The following is a 2970-nucleotide window of genomic DNA, read 5'->3' on the forward strand; positions in this document are numbered from 1 at the left end:
AAATCTGGAAAAGCTTAATTAAATTCTTATCGTCTACTTTGTTCTTAACTTCTAACAAACAAAACCACTTTGGCGTTGTATGGTTAAGCCTCACGGGTAATTAGTACGAGTTAGCTCAATGCCTCACAGCACTTCCACATCTCGCCTATCAACGTTGTAGTCTTCAACGGCCCTTTAGTTAACTCTAAGTTAAAGTGAGAAATCATCTCGAGGCTCGCTTCCCGCTTAGATGCTTTCAGCGGTTATCGATCCCGAACGTAGCTACCGGGCAATGCTATTGGCATAACAACCCGAACACCAGCGGTTCGTCCACTCCGGTCCTCTCGTACTAGGAGCAGCCCCTCTCAATTCTCAAACGCCCACGGCAGATAGGGACCGAACTGTCTCACGACGTTCTAAACCCAGCTCGCGTACCACTTTAAATGGCGAACAGCCATACCCTTGGGACCGACTTCAGCCCCAGGATGTGATGAGCCGACATCGAGGTGCCAAACACCGCCGTCGATATGAACTCTTGGGCGGTATCAGCCTGTTATCCCCGGAGTACCTTTTATCCGTTGAGCGATGGCCCTTCCATTCAGAACCACCGGATCACTATGACCTACTTTCGTACCTGCTCGACGTGTCTGTCTCGCAGTTAAGCTGGCTTCTACCATTACACTAACCGTACGATGTCCGACCGTACTTAGCCAACCTTCGTGCTCCTCCGTTACTCTTTGGGAGGAGACCGCCCCAGTCAAACTACCCACCAGGCACTGTCCTCAATCCCGATTAGGGACCTAAGTTAGAACATCAACACTACAAGGGTGGTATTTCAAGGTCGGCTCCACACAATCTAGCGACTGTGCTTCAAAGCCTCCCACCTATCCTACACATGTAGGGTCAATGTTCAGTGCCAAGCTGTAGTAAAGGTTCACGGGGTCTTTCCGTCTAGCCGCGGGTACACAGCATCTTCACTGCGATTTCAATTTCACTGAGTCTCGGGTGGAGACAGCGTGGCCATGGTTACACCATTCGTGCAGGTCGGAACTTACCCGACAAGGAATTTCGCTACCTTAGGACCGTTATAGTTACGGCCGCCGTTTACCGGGGCTTCGATCAAGAGCTTCGCCTAAGCTAACCCCATCAATTAACCTTCCGGCACCGGGCAGGTGTCACACCGTATACGTCATCTTACGATTTTGCACAGTGCTGTGTTTTTAATAAACAGTCCCAGCCACCTGGTCACTGCGGCTCTCGTTTGCTTATGGAGCAAGTCCTTCACAAACAAGAGCGTACCTTCTCCCGAAGTTACGGTACAATTTTGCCTAGTTCCTTCACCCGAGTTCTCTCAAGCGCCTTAGTATTCTCTACCTGACCACCTGTGTCGGTTTAGGGTACGATTCGATATAAACTGAAGCTTAGAGGCTTTTCCTGGAAGTAGGGCATCAACAACTTCACTACCGTAGTAGCTCGTCTCGACTCTCAGCCTTAGCAACCCGGATTTTCCTAAGTCACCAGCCTACAGCCTTTCACATGGACAACCAACGCCATGCTTGCCTAGCCTGCTCCGTCCCCCCATCGCATTTATACCAAGTACGGGAATATTAACCCGTTTCCCATCGACTACGCTCTTCAGCCTCGCCTTAGGGGTCGACTCACCCTACCCTGATTAACATGGGATAGGAACCCTTGGTCTTCCGGCGTGCGGGTTTTTCACCCGCATTATCGTTACTCATGTCAGCATTCGCACTTCTGATATGTCCAGCATGCCTCCCGGCACACCTTCAGCCACTTACAGAACGCTCCCCTACCCCGCAACTTGCGTTGCAGCCGTAGCTTCGGTGGTATGTTTAGCCCCGTTACATCTTCCGCGCAGGCCGACTCGACTAGTGAGCTATTACGCTTTCTTTAAAGGATGGCTGCTTCTAAGCCAACCTCCTAGCTGTTTTAGCCTTCCCACATCGTTTCCCACTTAACATACACTTTGGGACCTTAGCTGACGGTCTGGGTTGTTTCCCTCTCCACGATGGACGTTAGCACCCACCGTGTGTCTCCCGGATAGTACTTTACGGTATTCGGAGTTTGCAAAGGGTTGGTAAGTCGGGATGACCCCCTAGCCTTAACAGTGCTCTACCCCCGTAAGTATTCGTCCGAGGCTCTACCTAAATAGATTTCGGGGAGAACCAGCTATCTCCCGGTTTGATTAGCCTTTCACTCCTAGCCACAGGTCATCCCCTAACTTTTCAACGTTAGTGGGTTCGGTCCTCCAGTCAGTGTTACCTGACCTTCAACCTGCCCATGGCTAGATCACCGGGTTTCGGGTCTATACCCTGCAACTTAAGCGCCCAGTTAAGACTCGCTTTCGCTACGGCTCCCCTAAATGGTTAACCTCGCTACAGAATATAAGTCGCTGACCCATTATACAAAAGGTACGCAGTCACCCTAAAAGGGCTCCTACTGCTTGTACGTACACGGTTTCAGGTTCTATTTCACTCCCCTCACAGGGGTTCTTTTCGCCTTTCCCTCACGGTACTGGTTCACTATCGGTCAGTTGGGAGTATTTAGCCTTGGAGGATGGTCCCCCCATATTCAGTCAAAGTTTCACGTGCTCCGACCTACTCGATTTCACTTCAGATAAATTTTCGTGTACGGGACTGTCACCCTGTGTCGTCCAACTTTCCAGAAGGTTCCACTAATTACACTGAAGCTTAAGGGCTGATCCGATTTCGCTCGCCGCTACTTTCGGAATCTCGGTTGATTTCTTTTCCTCGGGGTACTTAGATGTTTCAGTTCTCCCGGTTTGCCTCTTACAGCTATGTATTCACTGTAAGATACCGCTGTGCGGTGGGTTTCCCCATTCGGAAATCTAAGTCTCAAGTGCCTCTTACTGGCTTGACTTAGCTTATCGCAAGTTAGTACGTCCTTCATCGCCTCCAACTGCCTAGGCATCCACCGTGTACGCTTAGTCACTTAACCATACAACCCAAA

1 rRNA gene is annotated in these 2970 nt (G+C 50.3%); it reads right to left on the reverse strand.

The features are described 5' to 3' along the window. Positions 1-79 precede the first annotated feature (79 nt). Positions 80-2958: ribosomal RNA gene (locus N482_RS00560) — 23S ribosomal RNA — on the reverse strand. Between the last annotated feature and the right edge of the window lie 12 nt (positions 2959-2970).

Source organism: Pseudoalteromonas luteoviolacea NCIMB 1942 (genome assembly GCF_001625595.1).
In the GTDB taxonomy this organism is placed as follows: Bacteria; Pseudomonadota; Gammaproteobacteria; order Enterobacterales; family Alteromonadaceae; genus Pseudoalteromonas; species Pseudoalteromonas luteoviolacea_A.